At 63.2% G+C, this 20,758-nt stretch carries 14 protein-coding genes; 6 read left to right on the forward strand and 8 right to left on the reverse strand.

Annotated elements, in window-relative coordinates; translation table 11 throughout:
* Positions 1-34: 34 nt before the first annotated feature.
* Positions 35-1,186 carry a cupin domain-containing protein gene (locus tag WG900_RS18635; protein ID WP_339969628.1) on the reverse strand — a complete coding sequence of 384 codons (1,152 nt, stop codon included), beginning with the start codon at positions 1,184-1,186 and terminating at the stop codon, positions 35-37.
* A 369-nt stretch (positions 1,187-1,555) separates the two neighbouring features.
* Between WG900_RS18635 and WG900_RS18640 the strand changes: the two genes are divergently transcribed.
* Together WG900_RS18640 and WG900_RS18645 are read left to right on the forward strand one after the other, a co-directional pair.
* A complete protein-coding gene (locus WG900_RS18640; protein ID WP_339969630.1) occupies positions 1,556-2,149 on the forward strand; it encodes an IS110 family transposase in 594 nt (197 codons plus the stop codon).
* An 18-nt stretch (positions 2,150-2,167) separates the two neighbouring features.
* Positions 2,168-5,509 carry a hybrid sensor histidine kinase/response regulator gene (locus tag WG900_RS18645; protein WP_339969632.1) on the forward strand — a complete coding sequence of 1,114 codons (3,342 nt, stop codon included), beginning with the start codon at positions 2,168-2,170 and terminating at the stop codon, positions 5,507-5,509.
* Here the strand turns inward: WG900_RS18645 and WG900_RS18650 are convergent.
* Entirely contained in the window at positions 5,492-6,124 is a 633-nt protein-coding gene (locus WG900_RS18650; RefSeq protein WP_339969634.1) for a response regulator transcription factor, read from the reverse strand. The genes WG900_RS18645 and WG900_RS18650 overlap by 18 nt on opposite strands.
* A complete protein-coding gene (gene acs / locus WG900_RS18655) occupies positions 6,121-8,070 on the reverse strand; it encodes an acetate--CoA ligase (RefSeq protein WP_339969635.1) in 1,950 nt (649 codons plus the stop codon). Before acs ends, WG900_RS18650 begins: the two co-directional genes overlap by 4 nt.
* A 184-nt stretch (positions 8,071-8,254) precedes the next feature.
* Between acs and WG900_RS18660 the strand changes: the two genes are divergently transcribed.
* The 4 genes from WG900_RS18660 (at position 8,255) to WG900_RS18675 (ending at position 13,933) form a co-directional block, all read left to right on the forward strand.
* Positions 8,255-9,673 (forward strand): DcaP family trimeric outer membrane transporter, encoded by a 1,419-nt coding sequence (locus tag WG900_RS18660; RefSeq protein WP_339969636.1) that lies wholly within the window; start codon positions 8,255-8,257, stop codon positions 9,671-9,673.
* A 28-nt stretch (positions 9,674-9,701) separates the two neighbouring features.
* Positions 9,702-11,435 (forward strand): MFS transporter, encoded by a 1,734-nt coding sequence (locus WG900_RS18665; RefSeq protein WP_339969638.1) that lies wholly within the window; start codon positions 9,702-9,704, stop codon positions 11,433-11,435.
* Positions 11,436-11,533: 98 nt separating this feature from the next.
* Positions 11,534-12,043 carry a GNAT family N-acetyltransferase gene (locus tag WG900_RS18670; RefSeq protein WP_339969640.1) on the forward strand — a complete coding sequence of 170 codons (510 nt, stop codon included), beginning with the start codon at positions 11,534-11,536 and terminating at the stop codon, positions 12,041-12,043.
* A gap of 15 nt (positions 12,044-12,058) precedes the next feature.
* The gene (locus tag WG900_RS18675; protein ID WP_339969642.1) at positions 12,059-13,933 is read left to right on the forward strand and encodes an AMP-binding protein; all 1,875 of its coding nucleotides are present in this window, start codon (positions 12,059-12,061) and stop codon (positions 13,931-13,933) included.
* 105 nt (positions 13,934-14,038) lie between these two features.
* Here the strand turns inward: WG900_RS18675 and WG900_RS18680 are convergent, their stop codons facing one another.
* The 5 genes from WG900_RS18680 to WG900_RS18700 form a co-directional block, all read right to left on the reverse strand.
* Positions 14,039-14,725: an ABC transporter ATP-binding protein gene (locus WG900_RS18680; protein WP_339969644.1), complete on the reverse strand. Its 687-nt coding sequence runs from the start codon at positions 14,723-14,725 to the stop codon at positions 14,039-14,041.
* Positions 14,722-15,927, reverse strand: coding sequence for an ABC transporter permease (locus tag WG900_RS18685; RefSeq protein WP_339969646.1), 1,206 nt, complete (start codon positions 15,925-15,927; stop codon positions 14,722-14,724). Before WG900_RS18685 ends, WG900_RS18680 begins: the two co-directional genes overlap by 4 nt.
* Positions 15,924-16,964: an efflux RND transporter periplasmic adaptor subunit gene (locus WG900_RS18690; RefSeq protein WP_339969648.1), complete on the reverse strand. Its 1,041-nt coding sequence runs from the start codon at positions 16,962-16,964 to the stop codon at positions 15,924-15,926. The genes WG900_RS18685 and WG900_RS18690 overlap by 4 nt, the downstream gene beginning before the upstream one ends.
* Positions 16,965-17,114: 150 nt before the next feature.
* Positions 17,115-18,269 carry an alpha-hydroxy acid oxidase gene (locus WG900_RS18695; protein WP_339969650.1) on the reverse strand — a complete coding sequence of 385 codons (1,155 nt, stop codon included), beginning with the start codon at positions 18,267-18,269 and terminating at the stop codon, positions 17,115-17,117.
* A gap of 142 nt (positions 18,270-18,411) precedes the next feature.
* Entirely contained in the window at positions 18,412-20,733 is a 2,322-nt protein-coding gene (locus tag WG900_RS18700; protein WP_339969652.1) for an arylsulfatase, read from the reverse strand.
* Between the last annotated feature and the right edge of the window lie 25 nt (positions 20,734-20,758).

Genomic DNA, 20,758 nt, shown 5'->3' on the forward strand with positions numbered 1-20,758 from the left:
TCGATGCGACGACATCCTTAAATACGCCAGCATTTCAGCCCTCATCAGCAATCGTGACGCTACCAAGGTTGGTGAGCGCGGCGATGAGCGTGGTTGTGCCTTGCGACCTCAGGTCTGAAGAAGCGATTGTGATGTGATCGAGCGCACACAAACGTTCGGCGAAAAGCGCCGTCTTGCCCGCACAGGCAAAACAGTGCCCATCAACGAACAGCATCACTGACTGGGCGCTCTCACGAACGAAGGCAAATCGACTTGCGGGGTTGCGGATCAACGAGGATCGAGCCGGGACCATTTCACGAAGGTCCGCGGCGGCAACCGGGACTTCCGGGGTCCAATCGATATCCGGGTCCTTGGGGGCGGAATTGTACTGGCCGAACCAGTGCGCGAATGCGCGCCGGTCCAGAAGTTTTTCCGTGAGCATGGCATGCAAGCCGTCAAGCGCTTCCGCTGTGATCTCGCCAGGGTTGTCCTGCAAAGCCAGGGCGGGGTCGGCATAACGATCTCCGTCATCGGATTGCTCAACCAGATGCTCTGCCCACCCGGCGATCAATTCATTGCGCGATGGCGCTCGAAAGCCGATCGAGTACGTCATGCAATCGTCGCCGACGGCGATGCCGTTGTGGGCAAGCCCGGGCGGGACGTAGAGAACGTCGCCAGGCTCAAGAACCCACTCCTGCGTCGGTTCGAACTGGGCGAGCAGTCGCAAGTCATCGTGCGGGAGAAGTTCGGTCGCATCATCGCACGGCGCGCCGACCTGCCACCGTCGCCTGCCGAGGCCCTGGATCAGGAACACGTCGTACTGATCGAAGTGCGGGCCCACACCGCCCTGGTCCACGGCGTAGCTCACCATGACATCGTCGATCCGCCAATTGGGAATAAAGCGGAAAGAATTGAGCAATGCGCTGACTTCCGGCACATGATGGTCGACCGCGTTGACAAGGAGGGTCCACGGCTCATGGCCAAGCTTGTCAAAGCGGGTCTCGACAAAAGGTCCGTGTTCGACAGCCAGGGTGCCTGAGGTTTGCATGACAAGGCGGGCTTCGACGCCGTCTTCGCAGGCAAGGCCAGCCAGTTCGTCGGGCTCAAGTGGGTTGCTCCACGAAGTCCACATGTTCCTGATCATGAGCGGCTTCTTCTGCCAGCTGTCACGCAGAAAATCGTTGACCTGAAAATCACGAACTTGCACGGCGTCATAACCTCCAGGAATTGTCGAGCATGCCGCACGATTGTTGCGGGAACCGGCCTGACGAAGATCCCGCTATGGCGGATGGGAGCTTGTACAACAACGTCGATCGATGAAGCCGTGAGCGATTAGGACATGCCTTGCGGGTGCAGATCGCGCAACGCAGGTTTCTGTCAGCCAGGGCTGCGGTATCAGCCTCAGAGCCGCGATTCACTGACAACAGTCATAGCTACATCACGCACGCCGGCTTGCCCCCCCCGAACTAATCCCATCCTTACTGATGTCTGCCAAGTTGGACACCGCGTAATTGATTTAGCGACCCTCCTGGATGGTACGAAGTCGCCATGGCGCTTCAATGCAGGAGGGTGACCGATGTCGATCTTTGCTGGTTTGGATGTAAGTGACAAGACCATCCACGTATGCGTGGTTGACGATGATGGTGCGATCCTGAAGCGCGATGTTGTCGCCAGCGATCCGGACGCACTGGCCAAGTGGCTGGTCAAGCATTGCGACGGTTTAGCCCGGGTCGTGCTGGAGACAGGGCCGCTATCGACCTTGCTTTACCACGGCATGGTTGAGCGCGGCGTTCCGATTGTGTGTATCTGCGCCCGTCATGCCAAAGGCGTGCTGGCAACTCGCGTGAACAAGAGTGACGTGCACGTTGCGGAAGGGCTGGCGCAGCTTGCACGAACGGGTTGGTTTAAGCGCGTGAACATGAAGGCATCCGCGACGCACATCGATCGCGCTGCGCTGCGCATTCGGGCCCAGTTGATCACCGCGCGGGTCGCTATGGGCAACCAGCTTCGCCGACTTCTGAAGTTCTTCGGGTTGCGCCTGGGTGCTGCTCACACGCCGGGCAAGCCCCACGACGGAGCCCGACAGGCTGCCGTTGAACCAGAACCATGGCCCGCCACCTCACCACCCTTGCGCAAGCCATCACAATCGCTACGCAAGGCTTGGGAGTAGTGGGCTAGGTCAAGCTTGATGACACTGTGGGTGGCTGCGCTGCTGGCGCTGGCCCTTATTCTGGGACTTTTCGCCCTCGCGGCATATGTCGAGGCCCGGCAGCCCTGGCTCGATCAACGCGTGCGCCTGCGGCATTATGCCTATACCCTCGCCCTCGGGGTCTATTGCACCAGCTGGACGTTTTACGGCGCGGTCGGCTCTGCCGTGCGCGAGGGCTGGAACTACCTCCCGATCTACGCCGCGCCGATGCTTGTACTGATTGCCGCGCCGCGGTTTCTGGCGCGGCTGACCCAGGCCGTTGCCGATGAACAGGCGACCACTGTTTCTGACTTTATCGCCGCCCGGTTCGGACATGACGTGGTGGTCGCGCGGCTGGTGACGATCATCGCCTTGCTGGGGTCGATCCCCTATGTCGCCCTTCAGCTCCGCTCGATCGGTGCGGCAATGGCCATTGTCTCGGGCAATGCGGTCGAAGTGCCAGTCATGATCGTGGCAGCGCTGCTTCTGGCTCTGTTCGCGGTGCTTTACGGCGCGCGGCGCTATGAGCTTGCCGGGCGCAGCGAGGGCCTTGTCTATGCCATCGGGCTCGACTCGCTGGTCAAGTTGCTCGCGCTTGCCGCGGTCGCAGGGCTTGCGGTCGTGGTGCTGTGGAATGCCGATCCGGTTGCCATCAACACGGGTGCGGAGCAGCTCCGCGAGCAGTTTCAGCCAGAACACCTCGGTCTGGAAACGGCGGTGATCGCCATGCTTTCCGCGCTCGCGATCATCGCGCTGCCGCGCCAGTTCTATATGGGCCTTGTCGAGGCGCGAGAGCCCGGTGATCTTGTCAGGGCCCGACTTCCGCTGGCCGCCTATGTCGGCGCCATGGCCCTGTTGGTGATACCTATTGCCCTTGCCGGGGTAACCGTCCTTGGAAGTGCCGTCCCGCCCGACCGCTATGTGCTGATGCTGCCGGCGGTCGCTGGCACCGGCCTGATTGTGGCCATGGCTTTGCTCGGCGGTGTCAGCGCTGCCGCCTCGATGGCGATCGTCGATACCACGGCGCTGGCGACCATGGTGTCCAACGACATTGTCTTCCCCAGCGTTCTGCGCGCCGAATCGGCCAGAAGCGAGGGTGAAATCGGGCGCCGCATGTTGCAGGTCCGCCGGGCCTCGATTTTTGTGATCATGGTGCTGGCGCTGAGCTGGGCCATGGCGGTTTCGCCGGCCAATTCGCTGGCCTCGATCGGGCTGATCGCCTTCGCGGCGATGGCCCAGTTCACACCTCACCTGCTGCTCGCAACAGCAGGCGGCGCGCGAGACCCGATTGCTGCCCGGGCCAGTCTGGCCACCGGCCTGGTATTCTGGGTGTACACTTTGGCACTGCCGCCGATTCTGCCCCGCGGGTGGCTCGATATCCTGACCAACGGGCCGTTCGATCCGCTGAAACTGTTCGGCATTGGCTCTGCCTCGCCGCTGGTTCACGGCGTATTCTGGAGTCTCGGGGCCAACCTTGCGGTCTATGGCCTGTTCGTGGCGCGCCGGATGGAAGCGCCTGGCCTGCCACGTTTCCTGCGGGGGCAGCGGCAGGTCAGTGACCTTGGCGAACTGGTCGCGCTCACCGCCCGGTTCGTCGGGCGTGAACGGGCCGAAGCGGAGTTTCCCCGCGCGGCCAAAGGAATGCGGATCGACCGCAAGTCGGCCAAGCACGCGCAGGACCTGATCGCGCGGGTCGTTGGGGCGTCTTCGGCCCGCGCGCTGGTTACTTCGGCGCTGGCAGGCGGGACCATGAGCCTGCCCGAGGTAGCCCGGCTGCTTGATGAGGGTGGACAAAGCCTGCGCTTCTCGCGCCAGATGCTCGCCTCAACTTTCGAAAACATCGATTCCGGCATCAGCGTGGTCGATGCCGAAATGAACCTCGTGGCATGGAACACTCGCTACCTGGAACTGTTCGACTATCCCGCCGGAATGGTCCGCGTCGGGGTGCCGGTGGCCGAGTTGATCCGTCACAATGCCCGGCGCGGTGATTTTGGGACCGGTAATGCCGAGTTCCACGTTGCCAAGCGGCTCGATCACATGCGCCGCGCGCTCGAACACAGTTTCGAGCGGCAGCGCAAGGATGGCCGGGTGATCAAGACGGTGGGTGGGCCGATGCCGGGCGGCGGCTATGTCATGAGCTTTACCGACATTACCGAGGAAGCCCGGGTGCGCGAGGAGCTGCGCCACACGCTCGATGAGCTTGAACAGCGCGTCGCCGACCGGACGCGTGAGCTTAGCGAGGCCAACCGCCGCCTTGCCAAGGCTGACCGCGAAAAAACGCGTTTCCTCGCCGCCGCCAGCCACGATCTGCTCCAGCCGCTCCACGCCGCGCGGCTTTTTACCGCTTCGCTTGACCGCGAGGCCAGCCCGGCGACCAAGGCCATAGTCCACCGTGTGGATGACGCGATCGTCGCGGCCGAAGACTTGCTGCGCGCCTTGCTCGACATCAGCAAGCTGGATGCCGGGGGAGTGCAGCCACAACTCGAAGCGATAACGCTGCGGCCGTTCCTTACGGATCTGGTCGAAAGTTTTCGACCGCTCGCTGAGGAAAACAACCTTGCAATTCGGCTGGCTGCGCTTCCCGGAACGGTCGAGACCGATCCCGGATTGCTGCGTTCGGTCATGCAGAACTTCCTGACCAATGCCTTGCGTTATACCGAAGCCGGCGGCGTCGTGGTTGGCGTAAGGCGCCGCGGCGAGTTCTGGCGCATCGATGTGGTCGACACAGGTGTTGGTATCGAAGAGGGCAAGCTGGAGGCGATTTTTGGCGAGTTCACCCGGCTTGGGCAGGTCGAGGTCGAAGGCCTTGGCCTTGGCCTGGCTCTGGTTGAGCGCATCGCGCGGATCCTGAACGGTCATGTGGAAGTCACGTCAGTGCTGGGCAAAGGCAGCCGGTTCAGCCTGCTGCTTCCCATGGCTCACCCCGGCAACACGCCGCCGCATAAACCCGAGCAAGTCAGGACCAGTGCGAGCACCGCCGGCCCTCTGAAGGTTCTGGTTGTCGATAATGAATTACGCATCGTGGAGGCAAGCCGGGTCTTGCTGGAGGGGCTTGGTCACAAGGTCATGGTCGCAACCGATAGCGCCGGTTGCCTTGCTCAGTGTTCCATGGCCGACATCCTGTTTGTCGATTACCAGCTCGATCACGGAGAGAACGGGCTGACCCTGATCGAACAGGTGCGCGAGCTGCGCCCCGGATTGCCCGCCGTTCTGGTTACGGCTGAAAATGGCCGGGAGATGATCAAGCGCGCTGAAGCGATGGGCGTGAGGATCCTCGCCAAGCCGGTCAATCCACAAGCCTTGATGCAGATTCTGGCCAATTCCTCAATGCTTGAGGTCTAGCCCTAACGAGCGGGCAACCAGTGCGGCCTGGGTGCGATTTTGCACGTCAAGCTTGCGCATGATCGCGGTCATGTGCGCCTTGACCGTCGCCTCGCTCATACCCAGCGAATGGGCGATCTGCTTGTTGAGCAGGCCGTCAAGCACGGCGAGAAGGACCTTAAGTTGCGTGGGGGTCAGCCCGGCCACTTCGCGCCGGATCGAATCGAGCGGCTGCCCTTCGGGCGCGGATCTGATGGCAGGCCGGCCGCCGCCAAGCGCATCGGCGATGGCCTGCTCGATCGCAGCGAGATCGCTATCCTTGCGCAGGAAGCCCACAGCTCCGAAGGCGCGCACTTCCTCGGCCGCCGCGCTTCCTTCAGCGCTTGAGATGACAAGGATAGGCACCTCGGAGCATTCGGCATGGAGCATGGCAATTCCGGAATAGCCGATTGCCCCCGGCATCTTGAGGTCGAGCAGGATCAGCCGCAGCCGGTCTGCCGACCCCACCGCGCGGGCAGCCGCGGCAAGGGTTCCCGCCTCTATCACCTTCGCCTCGGGAAGAACCCGCGCAACCGCCAGCGTCAGCGCCTGGCGGAACAGCGGGTGATCATCGGCGACAAGGATTGTTCCGGTCACACCTTGTTCAGTTGCAGACGGTTGGCGAGCAGGTGATCGACGACCGAGGGATCGGCCAGAGTCGAAGTATCGCCCAGGTTCGACACATCATTCTCGCCGATCTTGCGCAGGATGCGGCGCATGATCTTGCCGGACCTTGTCTTGGGCAGGCCGGGGGCGAACTGGATCACATCGGGCGTGGCGATCGGGCCGATTTCGTGGCGCACCCATTGCACCAGTTCCTTGCGCAGCGCCTCATCGGGCTCGACATTGGCGTTGGTCGTGACGAAGGCGTAGATGCCCTGCCCCTTGATGTCGTGCGGCATCCCGACCACGGCCGCCTCGGCCACCTTGGCATGGGCGACGAGCGCGGATTCGATCTCGGCGGTGCCCATGCGGTGGCCCGAAACGTTGATCACGTCATCGATGCGGCCAGTGATCCAGTAATAGCCATCCGCGTCGCGGCGGCAGCCGTCGCCGGTGAAATAGAGGCCCTTGAAGGTGCTGAAGTAGGTCTGGAAGAAGCGCTCGTGATCGCCCCAGACGGTGCGCATCTGGCCGGGCCAGGAATCCTTGATGACAAGGCAGCCGTCAGTCGCACCTTCAAGGAAATTGCCCTCGGTATCGACCAGCGCCGGTTGCACGCCGAAGAACGGCCGTGTGGCCGAGCCGGGCTTGAGCGCGGTCGCGCCGGGCAGGGGGGTGATCATGATGCCGCCGGTCTCGGTCTGCCACCAGGTATCGACGATCGGGCAGCGCCGCTCGCCAACGACCTTGTGATACCATTCCCAAGCCTCGGGATTGATCGGTTCGCCGACCGAGCCGAGCAGGCGCAGGCTCTTGCGGCTGGTCCTGGTCACCCAGTCGTCACCTTCGCGCATCAGCGCGCGCAGGGCCGTGGGGGCGCCGTAGAAGATCTCGACCCCGAACTTGTCGACGACTTGCCAGAACCGGCTGGGATCCGGAAAATTGGGCACGCCTTCGAACATCACTGTTGTCGCGCCGTTCATCAGCGGGCCGTAGACCACATAGGAATGGCCGGTCACCCAGCCGACATCAGCGGCGCACCAATAGATCTGGCCGGGCCGGTAATCGAACACATATTCATGCGTCATCGCCGCCCAGACGGCATAGCCGCCAGTGGTGTGCAGCACGCCCTTGGGCTTGCCGGTGGAGCCTGAGGTATAGAGGATGAACAGCGGGTCCTCGGCGTTCATTGCCTCGGGCGGGCAGTCCGCGGATTGGGCGGTCACTTCCCCCGCCCAATCCACGTCGCGACCCGGCGCCATGGGCACGTCGGCCCCGGTGCGGCGGTATACGATGACCGTGTCCACCGCCGGGCAGTGCGCCAGGGCAGCATCGACATTGGCCTTCAGCGGGACCTTCTTGCCGCCGCGCAGGCCCTCGTCGGCGGTGAGCACGATGGTGCTGTCGCAGTCGACAATCCGCCCGGCGAGTGCCTCAGGTGAGAAGCCGGCGAAGACGATCGAATGGATCGCGCCGATCCGCGCGCAGGCCAGCATGGCCACCGCGGCCTCGGGCACCATCGGCAAGTAGATCGTGACCCGGTCGCCCTTCTTGACGCCTCTGCTCTTGAGCAAGTTGGCAAAGCGGCAGACGTCCTCGTGGAGCTGGCGATAGGTGATGCGGCGCTCGGGATCGGCTGGATCGTCCGGCTCCCACAGGATGGCTACGGTATCGCCGCGCTCGGCCAGGTGGCGGTCAAGAGCGTTGGCGCAAAGGTTGAGCGAACCTTCGGCAAACCATTTGATGCCGAAGTCCGCTTCATGGAAGCTGGTCTGTTTGACCGTGACGAATGGTTCGATCCAGTCGATCCGCTGTGCCGCTTCGCGCCAGAATCCCTCAGGGTCTTCCACCGAACGATTATACATCGCCTGGTAGCCAGCATCATCGACTAGTGCGTCCTGCGCCCATTGCGCAGGCACAGGATAGAGCGCTTCGCTCATTTTCCGCTTCCTCTCCAACTCCGGCTGAGCCGTTCGCCAAATCCATAGCCCAAGGGGTCGCCGGGCGCGAGCATAGACAATGGTCGTAGACGCTCGACCATAGTCGGGATGGTTCAACCTCGATGCAGGCGCCAGTGCTGCACCATCACGGGGATCGACATCGGGACGGGAATAGGAGGGGTTTATGCAGAAAGGCAGAATCAACTGCCTCAAGGCGCTGCTGGTCGCCAGCGCGCTTGCCATGCCGCAGCTTGCGCTTGCCGCGCCAGCGGGATCGCGTGAGGCAGCACTTGAGGCACGGCTCGAACGGCTCGAAAGCGAACTGGCTGCGCTCCGCGGCGAAATGGCGGCAACGCGCAGTTCACAGGAAGCAACCGCAGCCGCCGCGCAGGCCGCAGCCACGCAAAGCCAGGCTACCGCGACGCGCGTCGCAGCCATCGAGGCCAAGCCGGCCCCGGCGCCGGTCGCAACTCCGGACGGAATGCGCTCGGGATCGAGCACGATCAAGATCGGTGGCTATATCAAGCTCCTCGCGGCCAACACGCATTACGGCGAAGGCGAGGTTGCCTCGAACTCGCTCGGCCGCGACTTCTATCTGCCCCAGGCGGTCCCGACCGGAGCCGGACCATCGAGCAGGGTACAGGACTTCACCGCCAAGCAATCGCGCTTCTGGCTCAATTTCGCGACCGACGTAAAGGGCCACACCCTCAAGGGCTATGTCGAGACCGACTTCCAGACCTCGCCCGGAACGCAAGGCTCGCAGCGCACCACCAACGGTTACAACCTGGCCCTGCGCCGGGCCTACATGCAGTTCGACAAGTGGACCTTCGGGGAGGACTGGAGCACGTTCCAGTACACCGGCGCGCTGCCCGAAAGCACCGACTACGTCGGCGGGGCCGAGGGTACCGTCTTCGTGCGTCAGCCGCTGGTCCGTTACAGCGCGCCGTTGTCAAAGGAAGTGACGCTGCATCTGGGCATCGAGAATCCGGAATCAGGCACGGCCACGCTCGGCTCGCCGACACTGGTCGAGAACGGCGATGACCGGATGCCCGATTTCACCGCGCGACTGGCCTATGCCGGCACGCTGGGCGAGCTATCGTTCGCCGGTCTGGTCCGTCAGGTGCACAGTGAAACGGCCGGGGTTTCGGCCAGCAAAGGCGGCTACGGGGTCAGCGCTGGCGGAAAGCTGTTCCTTAACGAGGCCAAGAGCGGCGATGTGCGCTTCATGGTCACTTACGGAAAGAACATCAGCCGTTACGTCGGCCTGAACTTCGCACCCGACGCAGTCTATGTTCCTGCCACCAACACGTTCGAGGACGTCAACGTATTCGCGGCGATCGGTGCGGTCCGGGTTCCGCTTACACCGCAATTGCGCGTCAACGTGATGGGCAGCTACCAGAGCGTCGACTACTCCAGCGCGCTGGCTCTCGCTTCCATCGGCACTTACAACCAGCGTGCATGGAGCGGGGCGATCAACCTGTTTTACACGCCCGTGAAGAATATCGATCTTGGTATCGAATACCGCCATGGTGAGCGCAAACTGGTCAACGCCGCCGATGGCGCGACCGACCGGATCGAATTCGCTGCCAAGTACAGCTTCTGAACATCAAAACATAAGAAGGAGAGGGATCATGGAGTTCCAATCAACTGCGGCAGATGTCGCCGCCTTACCAAAGCATCACAAGCCGACCCAAGACGAGAAGCTGGTGATTACCGCTTCGTCCCTCGGCACCGTGTTCGAATGGTACGACTTCTATCTTTACGGCCTCATGGCCACCTTCATCTCGAAGGTGTTCTTCGCCGGGGTCAATGAAACCACCGGTTTCATCCTGGCACTGGGCGCCTTTGCCGCCGGCTTTGCCGTGCGCCCTTTCGGGGCGATCTTCTTCGGCCGGATCGGCGATCTGGTGGGCCGCAAGAACACTTTCCTCGTCACGATGGGCATCATGGGCCTGTCGACCTTTGCGGTCGGTCTGCTCCCCGGATACAACTCCTGGGGTATTGCGTCGCCGATCATCCTGGTTGCCCTGCGGCTGCTGCAGGGCCTGGCGCTGGGCGGTGAATACGGCGGCGCGGCGACCTATGTGGCCGAGCACGCGCCTGACAACAAGCGCGGGCTCTATACCAGCTTCATCCAGATTACCGCGACCTTCGGCCTGTTTGCGGCGCTATTGGTCGTACTTGGGTTCCGCACCTGGATGGGTGAAGAGGCATTCGGTGACTGGGGCTGGCGCTTGCCGTTCCTGATCTCGATCATCCTGCTCGGCGTCTCGATGTGGATCCGGCTGCAGCTCAACGAGAGCCCGGTCTATCAAAAGATGAAGGACGAAGGCACCACCTCGAAGGCCCCGCTGACCGAAGCTTTCGGCAAGTGGAGCAACCTGAAATTCGTGCTGATCTGCCTGTTCGGTGCAGGTATGGGCCAGGCGGTCGTGTGGTATGGCGGTCAGTTCTATGCCCAGTTCTTCCTTGAGAAAATTCTCAAGGTCGATGGCGCAACCACCAATATCCTGGTGGCGACTGCACTGCTGCTGGGCACTCCGTTCTTCGTGTTCTTCGGCTGGCTGTCGGACAAAATCGGGCGCAAGTACATCATCCTGGGTGGTTGCGCTCTGGCTGCGCTGACTTACTTCCCGGCGTTCCACGCGATCTCGGGCGCGGCCAATCCGGCACTTAACGCGGCGATCGAAAGCGCCCCGGTTACCGTTACCGCAGCCCCGGGCGAATGCTCGTTCCAGTTCGATCCGATCGGCAAGAACAAGTTCGATTCCACAAGCTGCGATATTGCCAAGGGCTATCTCGCCAAGAACGGCCTTAATTATGTCAACGTCGAAGCTCCTGCCGGAACCGTTGCCACTGTCTCGGTGGGCTCCACCGTGCTGGTTGCACCGAACCCGGCAGAAGTGACCGGCAAGGACCGGGACGCGGCGATCAAGACCTTCGGAGGCGGGGTGACCAAGGCGCTCAAGGACGCAGGCTATCCGGTCAAGGATAACCCGGCAGCGCTCAAGGATCCCAAGGCGGCCAAGCTGGTGTTCTATGCCGACAAGGCACAGATCAACAAGACCAAGGTCATCGGCATCCTGTTCTACCTCGTGCTGCTGGTGACCATGGTTTACGGACCGATTGCGGCGATGCTGGTCGAGCTGTTCCCCAGCCGGATCCGCTACACCTCGATGTCGCTGCCTTACCATATCGCCAATGGCTGGTTCGGCGGCTTCCTGCCGACCACGGCCTTCGCAATGGTTGCGGCGCGGGGCGATATCTACTTCGGGCTGTGGTACCCGGTCGGGATCGCCATCGCCACGGTCGTGATCGGGCTGCTGTTCCTGCCCGAAACCTACAAGCGTAATATCGACGACTAACCCGGCCTCCCCCGGGAAAGGCGCCGCGCCTTGAGCGGTATCAAGGCGCGGCGTCACGCATTCAAACATGGCGGACAGGCCTACACACGGAGCGTCAAATGACCGACCATTCCCAGCTTTCCACCCGTTCCGGCTGCCAGTTGAGCGTCCGCCCTGCCACCGAGGCAGACGAGCCGGCGCTGGCCGCTTTCTTCGACAAGGTCAGCGACGATGACCGCCGCTTTCGTTTCTTCGCGGCGGCCAAACATGTCAGCCACGAACAGCTCGATCCGCTGATCCATGCCGACCATTTCCAGTCGGAGAGCTTTCTCGCCTTTGACAGCAGCACCAGCGATCTCGTCGCTTCGGCGCTGCTGGCCTGCGACAAGGAAATGGATACCGGCGAGATCGCAGTGTCGATCCGCAGCGACTACAAAGGCAAGGGCGTGGGCTGGGCGCTGCTCGACTTCATCGGCAGCGAAGCAAAGGCGCGCGGGCTGCGCCGGGTCATCGCCATCGAAAGCCGCCAAAACCATGGCGCGATCGAACTCGAACGCGAAAAGGGCTTTACCCCTGAACCTTTCGATGGCGATCCTTCGCTTGTGATCCTGTCGAAGATTCTACGATAAGTTCGGAACCCTGCGATGAGCGAAGCCTATGAGCGCGCCTGGCGCGAAAGCATTGATAGCCGTGAAGCTTTCTGGAGCCGGGCGGCAGAGGCGATCGACTGGATCAGCAAGCCTGCCAGCGCGTGGAACGAAACGCGCGGCTGGTTCGCCGGAGGCACGCTCAACACGGCATCGAACTGCATCGATCGCCATGTCACCGCTGGGCGCGGCGATGCGGCGGCACTGATCTATGACAGTCCGGTCACGGGCACCGTGCGCAGTTACTCCTATACCGAGCTGCAGGACGAAGTCGGCAGGGTCGCAGCGATGCTCGCCTCGCTTGGCGTGGGCAGGGGCGCCCGGGTCATCGTCTACATGCCGATGATCCCCGAGACGGTTTTCGCCATGCTCGCCTGCGCGCGGATCGGCGCGGTTCATTCGGTGGTGTTCGGCGGGTTTGCCGCGCTCGAACTGGCCAAGCGCATCGACGATGCGACGCCCAAGGTCCTGCTCACCGCGAGTTGCGGGATCGAAGGCAGCCGCACGATTGCCTACAAACCGATGGTCGACGAAGCAGTCGACCTCGCAGCCCACAAGGTCAGTCAGGTCGTGGTCCTGCAGCGCGACAGGCTTGAAGCAGACCTCGGACAGGCGCGCGATCTCGACTGGCACAGGCTGCGAGACGGCACGCTGGCCGATCCGGTGCCCGAGGCAGCGGCGATGGCTTCCGACGATCCGCTATACATCCTCTACACCTCGGGCACGACCGGGGTTCCCAAAGGCGTGGTCCGCGAAAACGGCGGACATGCGGTGGCCCTCGCCTGGTCGATGGCCAACATCTACGGCATCGGCGCAGGCGACACGTTCTGGGCCGCATCCGATGTCGGCTGGGTGGTCGGCCACAGCTACATCGTCTATGCGCCGCTGCTGGTTGGCGCGACCACGGTCCTGTTCGAGGGCAAACCGGTCGGCACTCCGGACCCGGGCACATTCTGGCGGACCATCGTCCGGCACGGCGTGAAGAGCTTCTTCACCGCACCCACCGCGATCCGGGCGATCCGCAAGGAAGATCCTGAGGCAAAGCTACTCAAAGAAATCGGCACTGGCGCCTGCCGGGCGATCTTCCTCGCTGGCGAGCGCGCCGATCCCGATACGATCGACTGGCTTGAAGACCACAGCGGATTGCCGGTGATCGATCACTGGTGGCAGACCGAACTGGGCTGGCCCGGCGTCGCAAGCTGCTTTGCGCTCGGCGATCTGCGCCGCAAGCGCGGCAGCGCGGGCTTTCCGGTGCCAGGCTATGAATTCGCCGTGCTCGATGATGATGGCAAGCCCGTTCCTTCCGGGCAAAGCGGATCGGTGGTCATCAGGACCCCGCTGGCACCGGGCGCGTTCCGCACGCTTTGGAATAACCCGGCTGGCTATGACCGGAACTTTGCCACCTTTCCTGGCTATTACGAAACCGGTGACGCCGGGCATTTTGACAGCGAGGGCTTCCTCAACATCATGGGGCGCACCGATGACATCATCAATGTCGCCGGGCACCGGCTGTCGACCGGCCAGATGGAACAGATCGTCGCCCAGCAGCACGGCGTGGCGGAATGCGCGGTGATCGGGGCGGATGATGCCATCAAGGGCATGATCCCGGTAGCTTTCGTGGTCCCGCGCGCTGGCGCGGAAGACGATGCAACCCTGCACCCACGCGTCATCGCCGCCGTTCGCGCCGAACTGGGCGCGGTTGCGGCGCTGAAGACGGCATACATCGTCCAGCAATTGCCCAAGACCCGCTCAGGCAAGATCCTGCGCAATCTGCTGCGCAAGATCGTCAACGGTGAACAGTTCGAGACCCCGGCGACGATCGAGGATCCATCGGTTCCTGCGGCAATTGCTAAAGTGATCGCTGCAGTCTGAGCGTGGTTTGGGCAGGAAGTCTGCCAAGACAGCAGCGGCAGTCATGCTGCCAGTGGCGCGGTGACCTGACATCGCGCGGGTATCTCCCGCGCATGGCACAATGGTTCAGGACCGCACGATCCGGCCGTCAAGCAGCTCGATCCGGCGCGGGCAGTGCGATGCGATATATTCATCGTGGGTCGAAATCAGGAAGCTGCTGCCCATGGTCTGATTGATCGTACGGATCAGGGCCATAACGTGATCCGCCGATTCCCGATCGAGATTGCCGGTCGGTTCATCAGCCAGAACCAGCACGGGGTTGTTGATCAGCGCGCGCGCAACGGCGACCCGCTGGCGCTGGCCGCCCGACATGGCCGCCGGGCGGAAATCCCGGCGATCCGACAGCCCGACCGCTTCTAGCAATTCGCTCGCCCGGTCGCGCATCGCTGCGGTTTCCCGCCCTGCGGCGCAGGCGGCGGGCATCATCACGTTTTCCAGCGCGGAAAGATCCGGCAGCAAGTGGTGGAACTGGAACACGAAGCCCAGATTCTTGCTGCGGAATTCGGTCCGCTGGGCTTCACTGGCGTGGATCAGGTCCACCCCCAACATTTCGTGCGTACCGCCACTGGCGCGCATGAGGGTGCCAAGGATCGTCAGCAAGGTGCTCTTGCCTGAACCCGAGGGACCGAGCAGTGCCGCCATCTCGCCCGCCGCCATCGAAAGGGTGATGTCTTTCAGCACGTGATTCTGGGTTTCGCCCTCGCCAAAGTCCTTGATCAGGCCGGTTACGGAAAGGATCTGCTCCTTGCTCATGCCCCGATCGCCTCAACCGGATCGATCCGCGCCGCACGGCGGGCCGGCAGGATCGAAGCCAACGTCGCGGCAAGCGTGGTCAAGGCAATCGCCAGCAGGAAATCGCCCTGCTGTCTGTCGATCGGCAGGCCCCCGCTTTTGACTTCGCTGACCGGCGGCAGCGGCAGCAGCACAAGCCAGGCGGCAAGCGCACCGGTTATCGCGCCGACAAGGCCGATCAGGGTGCCTTCCAGAACATAGATCGATACCACCAATCCCCGGCTGGCACCCATCGCGCGCATGATCCCGATTTCAGCCTGACGCCGCACGATCGACAGCAGCATCGCGCTGGCTATTCCGACGATGATCGTGACCAGCGAGAAGGCCTTGATGATCGTTCCGGTTCGCGCCTGCGCATCGAGGCCTTCGAAAAGCTGCTGGTTGTCTTCGGTCCAGGCCGTGGCCTTCAGACCCGTCGACCGGCGCAGGCGTTCGGCGACGGCTGCGGCATCGGTTGCGGGCTTTACCTTGATCTCGACCCGGGAGATTCCCGTCGACAGGTCGAACAAGGCCCTCGCCGTGGTGAAGTTCATGTAGATGGCCTGACGATCGGCGCTAGCGATCCCCAGCGTGAAGATGCCGCCAATGCGGAAGCTGCGCGAACGCCCGCGATCGGATGTGAGCTGCACCACCTGGCCCACCCGAAGCCCCAGATCGCGCGCCAGGACGCTGCCGATCAGGATGCCGTCGGCGGGCAGGCTGCTTGACCCGTCGACAATAGCCGCCTCGATATCGGCGATGTCCGACAGCTTGCCCGGCATCAGGCCGATTACCCCGACGGGAGACACGGCCTGCCCGCGTTCGACAAAGGCGGAACCCCTGATTTGCGGGGAGACGGCGATCACGCCGCCGGTCTTTTCGATTATCGGGATCATTGGCTGCCAGATCGTGATCTGGTCGCGCCGGCTCAGATCTTTCTGCAGCACCACTTGCGCGCCGGGACCAGCTGAAAGCGTTGCCGGATCGCGATCGGGCATTTCCAGAACGATATGCGGAATGCTGCCAACGGTGCGCATGGTCAGCAATGTGGCAAGTCCGCCGATCAACGCGCTCATGAAGATGAAGACACTGACCCCCAACGCCACACCGGCCATCAGCAGCGCGGTTTGCCCAGGATGGGACAGCAGATGCCGCAGGGCCAGTTTGACGGCATAGGGGTTCATTTCCTGTCGGTCACCCGGACCTCCTCGCCCGGCTTCGCCGCGTCGGGCTCTACCAGAATGCGCTCACCGGGTTGGAGACCGCTTGTGACGATCACCCATTCGGCCGGCCAGTCGATGAAGCCAATCGCCCGTTCAACCACGACATTGTCCTTGCCGACCACACGCAATTTGGCCGAACTGCCCGATGAGATGAGGGCGCTTCTGGGAACGCTGATGGCGTCTACCCGGCGTTCGATCAGCAGATTGATGGTGACGGTCAGCCCTGACGGTGCATCGATCGCTTCGCCGATCAGACCCAGACGCACGGCACGCGCGCCGGTAGCCGGATCAACACGGGGTTCAACATGCAGCACCTGCGCCCGCAGCGCGCGCGGCTGCCCCGGCATGGAAATCGTGGCTTCCATTCCCCGGCGAATTTCCGCCGCATAGACCTCGTCCACCTCGATGCTGATTTCCGGGCTCGAGAGATCGGCGAGCCGGTAGATCACATTCTCAAGCCCGACTGCCTGGCCGGGATCGACGGGCCGCTCCAGAATTACCCCGGCAAACGGTGCGCGCAGCACACGGCGGTCACGCTGCTCGCTTGCCTGCACGACAGCAGCCTCACGGCGTCTGAGCTCGCGTTCGCCCTCGACCACGGCGAGGCGGCGTTGCTCGACATCCCGCCGGGTTGCGAACTGGCCCAGAGCCACAAACCGCGCCAGTTCCCGCCGGGCCTGGGCAAGCGTTGCCTGTTGTGTCGCGACTGACGCCTGAGCTTCGACAATGGCAGCCTGTTCGGGCGCGTCGTCGATCCGGGCAAGCATCTGTCCCGCAGCAACCCGGTCTCCGACATCGAAGGGCAAGGCCACCAACTGGCCGCCAAGCGATGGTCTGATGTCGATCTGGAGCCGCGGCCTGACCCGGCCGTTGACCGCAAGGACCCGGTCGGCCGGCGCTCTTTTGATGACCAGCGTGGCAACCGTTTTATCGCGCGGCACAAGGAACCAGTAGCCGGCGAGCGCCAGGGCAGCTGCGGCCAGCGCAACAAGAATCATCCTGCGGGAAGTTATGGCCATTTGTCAGGCGGCTTAACATACTATGGGTCTGGTTGTTCCAGTCAAAACCAGGGTTTAGTGTTTGACCAGCACAAATCCATCGAGCCACCTCATTGTGGCTGCGCGCTTTGACGGCGGCGAAGCAGGAAATCAGGCCAAATGGGTCCGCACGTGACGGCGGGCCAAAGCGGCGACGTCGTTCACACCGAGCAGCGTCAGCGTGCGTTCGAACTCCTCGCTCAGCAGAGTCAGCGCCCGGTCGACCCCAGCCTCCCCGCCGGCAGCCAGACCATAGAGATAGGGCCGTCCGATCGAGCAGGCCGTGGCCCCCAGGGCGAGCGCCTTGACGACGTCCGCGCCGCGCCGGATGCCGCCGTCGCATATCACGTCCGGCGCATCGCCCACGGCCTCGCGCACGGCTTCGATCTGGTCGACCGGTGCGGGGGCACCATCCAGTTGCCGGCCGCCATGATTGGAAATCATCACGCCGGTGGCCCCCGAGGCGATCGACCTGCGGGCGTCCTCGGGCGTCATCACGCCCTTTATCGCAAGCGGCCCGTTCCACTCGCGCGCCAGCCACTCGACATCGCGCCAGCCGACCGAGCGATCAAACTGGGCGGCAATATAGTCGAACAGGCTCATCGGCCCCGAAGCCAGCGCGTCTACCCTGTGGCTGACATTGGCCAGATCAAACTTGGATCCCGTCAGCGCGGGCAGCGACCAGAACGGATGAAGCGCGAAGCTGAGCACTGACCTGAGAGTCAGCTTGGGGGGCAATGACAGGCCGCTCACCCGGTCGCGTTCACGATTGCCGGCCACGGGGGTATCGACCGTGAGCGCGAGGCCGTGATAGCCCGCATCCTTGCAGCGCGCGACGAACTCGGCAGTCAGGCCGCGATCCTTGAAGATATAGATCTGGAAAACCTTCGGTCCGGCAACGGCCTGTGCGAGACCTTCGAGCCGCGTCGTGCCCATCGTCGACAAGCTGTAGATCAGGCCGTGCCGTTCGGCGGCGCGGGCCACGGCCAGTTCAGCATGATCGTGGAACATCCGTGTCAGCCCGGTCGGCGACAGCATCAGCGGCCAGCGCGAGGGTTGCCCGAATATTCTGGTTTCGGTCCGGATCGTCGACACATCGTTGAGCACATCGGGCATGAGCTCGTAACTCTCGAAGGCGGAGACGTTTCGCCGCAGCGAGACTTCATCATCGGCCCCGCCGTCAATATAATCGAAGATCGGCCGCGGCAGCCGGCGGCTGGCCATCAGGCGCAGGTCGGCCAGATTGTTTGCCCGTTGAAGTCGCATCTTGCTTCCCTGCCGCCTTCTCGCTCGCCATCCTTAGGTGTGGTCAGCTCGAAATGGCAGAAGTTTTGATCGGGCAGAAATATTCAGGCATTCGCCGAAGCGAATTCGCGGTACAAATCCACTTGTGTGCACCTCACCGGGTCTAATCGAAGGTGATGGAAACATGCGGCACGTCGCCCTCGATCTCGCCGAACGGCGTGGTGTAGGCCGCGACAGGCACGCCAAGATCGCGCCCGATATCGAGGTTTTCACCGTTGCCTGCCGCCATCAGCATCTTACCGGGCAAAAGGCCACGGGCGATCTCAGTGCCATTGCTGCTCAGGATAGCCATGGCAGCAGTTGGCGTCGTCTCGAAACGCAAGGTCACGGTGACCTTGCCCTTCGGCAACGTCGCGGCCGAGCGCACCGTCGCCATTTCCGCCGGATCGGTTGATTTTGCCCAGACAAAGGCAGCATGGCCGTGGTCAAGGTACAGGCTGATCCCGCCGAACTTGCTGCCCCAGGCGAGCACGGCGCCCGATGCATCGGCCTTGTCGAGCACTAGCTCCGCCCGAACGGTAAAGCTGCGCCCGGCAAGATAGGGCGCGGCCCCGACTGCGGGCATTGAAACGTCCTTGCCCCAATAATCGAACTGCTTGCGCGGCGATCCTGCGGACTGGCGGTCAACCCGGTCCATCGGCCGGCGGCTGTCGACCGGGAAGACATTGTTGCGCGTTGCCTCGATCTTCCACAGGGCCAGCATTTCCGAAAGCTTCGCCGGCTCTTTTGCGGCCAGATCTGTACCCTGTGAGAAGTCCTTGTCCAGATTGTAGAGCGACCACTTGGGCGGTTTGGCGGCGGCTTCTGCCTCCCACGATGGGCGCCCGTCGTCTCCGGAAAGGAACCAGCCATCGTGATAGAGGCCGACCTTGCCGCCAATCTCGAAATACTGCGTGCGCGGCTTGGCGCCGTCGCAGGCAGCCAATGAGGCCATCAGGCTCTGGCCGTCCATCGGCTTTTGCTTCACGCCGTAAACCACGTCCGGCGCGGGAAGCTTCGCAGCTTCCAGCACGGTCGGGACGATGTCGACCAGGTGCGCGAATTGCGGGCAGATCGACCCCGGTCGGGCAACGTGGTTCGGCCAGGCCAGCACCATGCCGTTGCGGACGCCGCCCAGCATCGATGGCATCTGCTTCACCCAGCGCAGCGGGGTATTCATCGCCCAGGCCCAGCCGACCGGGTAATTCGCATAGGTATCCGGGCCGCCGAGCTTTTCGGTATTGGCGATCATCCAGGCTTCGTTTTCGTCATGCGTTTCGATCGAGCGCAATTCATTGATCGTACCGGGAGGTCCCGCCTCGCCGCTGGCGCCGTTGTCGCCCTGAATGATCGAGACGAGGGTGTTGGACGCAAGGCCCATGCGGTCCAGTTCGGCGAGCACGCGGCCGATCTGCTCGTCCTGCATAGCCAGCTGCGCAGCGGCGACTTCCATGGTACGGGCGGCAAAGGCCTTTTGCTGCGGGCTGAGCGATGCCCATGCCGGAATCTCTGCCGGGCGCGCGGTCAGCTTCGTCCCCTTGGGCACGATCCCGCCGGCCAGCTGGCGCTTGAAGCTCTCCTCGCGCAGCTTGTCCCAGCCCTGATCAAACTGCCCCTTGAAACGGGCGATATATTCGGGCGGGGCCTGATGCGGGGCGTGGGTTGAACCGGGCGCCCAGTAGAGCAGGAACGGCTTGCCCGGAGATGCTGCATTCTGGTTGTGGACGTAGCGGATGATGTCGTCAGCCAGCCGGCGGTCAAGCATCTGCCCCTTGCCTTCGCTCGGGTCGACAGGATTGGTCCCGCGGAACAGAATTGGCCAATACTGATCATTGTCGCCGCTGTTGAACCCGAAGAAATATTCGAAACCCAGCCCGGTCGGCCAGGCATCGAAGGGGCCTGCCGCGCTGCGATCGCTCGCCGGCATGTTGTGGTGCTTGCCGAACATCGCGGTGTTGTAGCCGTTGAGCCGCAGGACCTGCGCCATGGTCGCCGTTTCGGGAACAATGCGCCCGCCATAGCCGGGGAAGTTCACCGGCAGGTCCGAGAGATAGCCGACCCCCGCGTTGTGGTGGTTGCGACCGGTGAGCAGCGCCGCGCGGCTGGGTGAGCAGACCCCGGTGGTGTGGAAGCGGTTGTAGCGCTGCCCCTGCGCCGCCACGCGGTCCATGTTCGGCGTCGGCACCGGTCCGCCGAACGTGCTGGCCATGGCAAAACCGACGTCGTCGCTCATCAGCACGAGGATGTTGGGCGCGCCCTGCGGCGCACGCACCGCGTGCGGCGATCCCGGGCGGGATTGCTGGATGGTCTCACCGATCGTGCCGCTGAACGCAGGGGCCGGCTGCGGCAGCACCGTCCGCGCGCTTTGCGCGAGCGCCGATGTCGTGCCGAGCAGCGCCAGTGTAAGCGCCCCGGCCTTGCCCAATTGCTGCAACCCTGTCTCCATTCTCTTTGGGCCTGTTTCGGCCTGT

Source organism: Novosphingobium aquae (genome assembly GCF_037572715.1).
Lineage (GTDB): Bacteria > Pseudomonadota > Alphaproteobacteria > Sphingomonadales > Sphingomonadaceae > Novosphingobium > Novosphingobium aquae.

Bases quoted from the DNA above. Each gene is read 5' to 3' on its own strand.
- WG900_RS18700 (WP_339969652.1), bottom strand. From the start codon at position 20,733: ATGGAGACAGGGTTGCAGCAATTGGGCAAGGCCGGGGCGCTTACACTG.
- WG900_RS18690 (WP_339969648.1), bottom strand. From the start codon at position 16,964: ATGATTCTTGTTGCGCTGGCCGCAGCTGCCCTGGCGCTCGCCGGCTAC.
- WG900_RS18675 (WP_339969642.1), top strand. From the start codon at position 12,059: ATGAGCGAAGCCTATGAGCGCGCCTGGCGCGAAAGCATTGATAGCCGT.
- acs (WP_339969635.1), bottom strand. From the start codon at position 8,070: ATGAGCGAAGCGCTCTATCCTGTGCCTGCGCAATGGGCGCAGGACGCA.
- WG900_RS18645 (WP_339969632.1), top strand. From the start codon at position 2,168: ATGACACTGTGGGTGGCTGCGCTGCTGGCGCTGGCCCTTATTCTGGGA.
- WG900_RS18695 (WP_339969650.1), bottom strand. From the start codon at position 18,269: ATGCGACTTCAACGGGCAAACAATCTGGCCGACCTGCGCCTGATGGCC.
- WG900_RS18665 (WP_339969638.1), top strand. From the start codon at position 9,702: ATGGAGTTCCAATCAACTGCGGCAGATGTCGCCGCCTTACCAAAGCAT.
- WG900_RS18680 (WP_339969644.1), bottom strand. From the start codon at position 14,725: ATGAGCAAGGAGCAGATCCTTTCCGTAACCGGCCTGATCAAGGACTTT.
- WG900_RS18640 (WP_339969630.1), top strand. From the start codon at position 1,556: ATGTCGATCTTTGCTGGTTTGGATGTAAGTGACAAGACCATCCACGTA.
- WG900_RS18660 (WP_339969636.1), top strand. From the start codon at position 8,255: ATGCAGAAAGGCAGAATCAACTGCCTCAAGGCGCTGCTGGTCGCCAGC.
- WG900_RS18670 (WP_339969640.1), top strand. From the start codon at position 11,534: ATGACCGACCATTCCCAGCTTTCCACCCGTTCCGGCTGCCAGTTGAGC.
- WG900_RS18685 (WP_339969646.1), bottom strand. From the start codon at position 15,927: ATGAACCCCTATGCCGTCAAACTGGCCCTGCGGCATCTGCTGTCCCAT.